This window comes from Micromonospora sp. HM5-17, assembly GCF_003762835.1.
In the GTDB taxonomy this organism is placed as follows: domain Bacteria; phylum Actinomycetota; class Actinomycetes; order Mycobacteriales; family Micromonosporaceae; genus Plantactinospora.
Map to the genome: position 1 here is coordinate 1 of NZ_RJWA01000024.1, position 5,201 is coordinate 5,201.

Genomic DNA, 5,201 nt, shown 5'->3' on the forward strand with positions numbered 1-5,201 from the left:
GGGGGCCACCCCCACACGGGTGGCCCCCACCAACACGATGTCCGGCGGCGTCCTACTCTCCCACACCCTCACAAGTGCAGTACCATCAGCGCTGGAGGGCTTAGCTACCGGGTTCGGAATGTAACCGGGCGTTTCCCCTCCGCCATAGCCGCCGTAACCCTCACCACAAACCAACAACCCCACACCCACACCAGACAGGGTTGTTCGCTTGCCCAGAATCACACAGTGGAACACAAACACCTTGCAGTCAAGCCACTCGGCCTATTAGTACCGGTCAACTCAACCAGTTACCTGGCTTACATCTCCGGCCTATCAACCCAGTCATCACCTGGGAGCCTTACCCCCACAAACGGGGAGGGATACCTCATCTCGAAGCAGGCTTCCCGCTTAGATGCTTTCAGCGGTTATCCCTTCCGAACGTAGCCAACCAGCCGTGCCCCTGGCGGGACAACTGGCACACCAGAGGTTCGTCCGTCCCGGTCCTCTCGTACTAGGGACAGCCCTTCTCAAGTATCCTACGCGCACGGCGGATAGGGACCGAACTGTCTCACGACGTTCTAAACCCAGCTCGCGTACCGCTTTAATGGGCGAACAGCCCAACCCTTGGGACCTGCTACAGCCCCAGGATGCGACGAGCCGACATCGAGGTGCCAAACCATCCCGTCGATATGGACTCTTGGGGAAGATCAGCCTGTTATCCCCGGGGTACCTTTTATCCGTTGAGCGACACCGCTTCCACACGCAAGTGCCGGATCACTAGTCCCGACTTTCGTCCCTGCTCGACCCGTCAGTCTCACAGTCAAGCTCCCTTATACACTTACACTCAACACCTGATTGCCAACCAGGCTGAGGGAACCTTTGGGCGCCTCCGTTACCCTTTAGGAGGCAACCGCCCCAGTTAAACTACCCACCAGACACTGTCCCTGAACCCGATAAGGGCCCCAAGTTAGATACCCAAACCAGCCAGAGTGGTATTTCAACGACGCCTCCACGAATACTGGCGTACCCGCTTCACAGGCTCCCACCTATCCTACACAAGCTAATTCAGGCACCAATGTCAAGCTGTAGTAAAGGTCCCGGGGTCTTTCCGTCCTGCCGCGCGTAACGAGCATCTTTACTCGTAATGCAATTTCGCCGGGCCTGTGGTTGAGACAGTGGGGAAGTCGTTACGCCATTCGTGCAGGTCGGAACTTACCCGACAAGGAATTTCGCTACCTTAGGATGGTTATAGTTACCACCGCCGTTTACTGGCGCTTAAGTTCTCAGCTTCGCCCCACAAGAGGCTAACCGGTCCCCTTAACGTTCCAGCACCGGGCAGGCGTCAGTCCATATACATCGAATTACTTCTTCGCATGGACCTGTGTTTTTAGTAAACAGTCGCTTCCCCCTGCTCTCTGCGGCCATACAACGCTCCACCCGCAAAGGGGCTTCACGTCTCCGGCCCCCCTTCTCCCTAAGTTACGGGGGCAACTTGCCGAGTTCCTTAACCACAGTTCACCCGAACGCCTCGGTATTCTCTACCTGACCACCTGTGTCGGTTTAGGGTACGGGCCGCTCGGAACTCGCTAGAGGCTTTTCTCGGCAGCATAGGATCACTGACTTCGCCTGAATCGGCTCGGCATCACGTCTCAGCCACACAGTGCGCGGATTTACCTACACACCAGCCTACACGCTTACCCCGGCACAACCACCGGCCGGGCTCAGCTACCTTCCTGCGTCACCCCATCGCTTGACTACTACCCGCCAGGATCCCACCCTCACCCGCAGAAGTCCGAAAACCCCCACGAGATCAGACAGTTAGCACAACGAGGTTCATCATGGTCGCTCCTACGCGGGTACGGGAATATCAACCCGTTATCCATCGACTACGCCTCTCGGCCTCGCCTTAGGCCCCGACTCACCCAGGGCGGATTAACCTGGCCCTGGAACCCTTGGTCATCCGGCGGAAGGGTTTCCCACCCTTCTCTCGCTACTCATGCCTGCATTCTCACTCGTGCCGCGTCCACAACTCGATCACTCGGCCGCTTCACCCCCGGCACGACGCTCCCCTACCCATCCACACACCTGCACACCACCCCACAAGGCGATGCGAAGCACAACGTGTGAATGCCACAGCTTCGGCGGTGTACTTAAGCCCCGCTACATTGTCGGCGCGGAACCACTTGACCAGTGAGCTATTACGCACTCTTTAAAGGATGGCTGCTTCTAAGCCAACCTCCTGGTTGTCTCAGCGACCCCACATCCTTTTCCACTTAGCACACACTTAGGGGCCTTAGCTGGTGATCTGGGCTGTTTCCCTCTCGACTACGAAGCTTATCCCCCGCAGTCTCACTGCCGTGCTCTCACTTACCGGCATTCGGAGTTTAGCTGATTTCGGTAACCTTGTAGGGCCCCTAGACCATCCAGTGCTCTACCTCCGGCAAGAAACACACGACGCTGCACCTAAATGCATTTCGGGGAGAACCAGCTATCACGGAGTTTGATTGGCCTTTCACCCCTAACCACAGGTCATCCCCCAACTTTTCAACGTTGGTGGGTTCGGCCCTCCACGCAGTCTTACCCACGCTTCAGCCTGCCCATGGCTAGATCACCCCGCTTCGGGTCTAGAACACGCGACTCACACGCCCTATTCAGACTCGCTTTCGCTACGGCTACCCCACCCGGGTTAACCTCGCCACGTGCCACTAACTCGCAGGCTCATTCTTCAAAAGGCACGCCGTCACCCAAAAAAGGCTCCGACGGATTGTAGGCGAACGGTTTCAGGTACTATTTCACTCCCCTCCCGGGGTACTTTTCACCATTCCCTCACGGTACTCGTCCGCTATCGGTCACCAGGAAGTATTTAGGCTTACCAGGTGGTCCTGGCAGATTCACGGCAGATTCCAGGAGTCCGCCGCTACTCGGGACAACCCACAGGAGACCAGCCACTTTCACCTACCGGACTATCACCGTCTACGGTCAGCCTTTCCAGACCATTCGGCTAGCAACTGGCTTTATAACTCCCCGCACGAGTGTCAGCCCGTGCCGCAGGCTCCCACAACCCCGACCACGCAACCCCTGACAGGTATCACACGCAGCCGGTTTAGCCTCCTCCGCTTTCGCTCGCCACTACTCACGGAATCACTATTGTTTTCTCTTCCTACGGGTACTGAGATGTTTCACTTCCCCGCGTACCCCCCACACACCCTATGAATTCAGGTGCGGGTGACACCACATGACTGGTGCCAGGTTCCCCCATTCGGACACCCTGGGATCACAGCTCGGTTGACAGCTCCCCCAGGCCTATCGCGGCCTCCCACGTCCTTCATCGGCCCCTGGTGCCAAGGCATCCACCGTCCGCCCTTGACAACTTGACCACAAAGATGCTCGCGCTCCACTGTGCAATTCTCAACAAACGACCAACCCACAACCCACAGCGCGACACCAAACCCGGCACCCACCGGCGGTATGCCACACCAAGGCCATGCCTGGCACCAGAAACAACCCCACCAAACACCACGAAGGTTGTTCCCTCAGGACCCAACAGGATGCCCACCAGCCAGCACCCACCCATACCCCCACCACCACAGCAGGGGAAAAAGGCGCTCCTTAGAAAGGAGGTGATCCAGCCGCACCTTCCGGTACGGCTACCTTGTTACGACTTCGTCCCAATCGCCAGCCCCACCTTCGACAGCTCCCTCCCCAAACAGGGGTTAGGCCACCGGCTTCGGGTGTTGCCGACTTTCGTGACGTGACGGGCGGTGTGTACAAGGCCCGGGAACGTATTCACCGCAGCATTGCTGATCTGCGATTACTAGCGACTCCGACTTCACGGGGTCGAGTTGCAGACCCCGATCCGAACTGAGACCGGCTTTTTGGGATTCGCTCCACCTCACGGTATCGCAGCCCATTGTACCGGCCATTGTAGCATGCGTGAAGCCCTGGACATAAGGGGCATGATGACTTGACGTCATCCCCACCTTCCTCCGAGTTGACCCCGGCAGTCTTCGATGAGTCCCCACCATCACGTGCTGGCAACATCGAACAAGGGTTGCGCTCGTTGCGGGACTTAACCCAACATCTCACGACACGAGCTGACGACAGCCATGCACCACCTGTGACCGCCCCCGAAGGACCCCACATCTCTGCAGGTTTTGCGGCCATGTCAAACCCAGGTAAGGTTCTTCGCGTTGCATCGAATTAATCCGCATGCTCCGCCGCTTGTGCGGGCCCCCGTCAATTCCTTTGAGTTTTAGCCTTGCGGCCGTACTCCCCAGGCGGGGCGCTTAATGCGTTAGCTACGGCACAGGAAACCGGAGAGGCCCCCCACACCTAGCGCCCAACGTTTACAGCGTGGACTACCAGGGTATCTAATCCTGTTCGCTCCCCACGCTTTCGCTCCTCAGCGTCAGTATCGGCCCAGAGACCCGCCTTCGCCACCGGTGTTCCTCCTGATATCTGCGCATTTCACCGCTACACCAGGAATTCCAGTCTCCCCTACCGAACTCTAGCCCGCCCGTATCGACTGCAAGCCCACAGTTAAGCCGCGGGTTTTCACAGTCGACGCGACAAGCCGCCTACGAGCTCTTTACGCCCAATAAATCCGGACAACGCTCGCGCCCTACGTCTTACCGCGGCTGCTGGCACGTAGTTGGCCGGCGCTTCTTCTGCAGGTACCGTCACTCACGCTTCGTCCCTGCTGAAAGAGGTTTACAACCCGAAGGCCTTCATCCCTCACACGGCGTCGCTGCATCAGGCTTCCGCCCATTGTGCAATATTCCCCACTGCTGCCTCCCGTAGGAGTCTGGGCCGTGTCTCAGTCCCAGTGTGGCCGGTCGCCCTCTCAGGCCGGCTACCCGTCATCGCCTTGGTAGGCCATCACCCCACCAACAAGCTGATAGGCCGCGAGCCCATCCCAGGCCGAAAAAACTTTCCACCCAACACCATGCGGCACCAGGTCATATCCGGTATTAGCCCCGGTTTCCCGGGGTTATCCCAAAGCCTAGGGCAGGTTACTCACGTGTTACTCACCCGTTCGCCGCTCGAGTACCCCGAAGGGCCTTTCCGCTCGACTTGCATGTGTTAAGCACGCCGCCAGCGTTCGTCCTGAGCCAGGATCAAACTCTCCAACAAAAAACACAAACAACGCACAAGCGCTGCACAAAAACAAGCACTGGCTAAACAGACACCCTGTTGAGTTCTCAAAGAACAACCACACACCG

The 5,201-nt window shown here is 58.1% G+C and carries 3 rRNA genes; all 3 read right to left on the reverse strand.

The features are described 5' to 3' along the window. Positions 1-39: 39 nt before the first annotated feature. The 3 genes from rrf to EF879_RS26695 all read right to left on the reverse strand — a co-directional run bounded on the left by rrf (position 40) and on the right by EF879_RS26695 (position 5,112). Positions 40-156, reverse strand: a 5S ribosomal RNA gene (rrf, locus tag EF879_RS26685). 87 nt (positions 157-243) lie between these two features. Next, a 23S ribosomal RNA gene (locus EF879_RS26690) occupies positions 244-3,356 on the reverse strand. A gap of 236 nt (positions 3,357-3,592) precedes the next feature. Further along, positions 3,593-5,112 (reverse strand): 16S ribosomal RNA (locus EF879_RS26695). The 16S, 23S and 5S rRNA genes sit together here, the layout of an rRNA operon. Between the last annotated feature and the right edge of the window lie 89 nt (positions 5,113-5,201).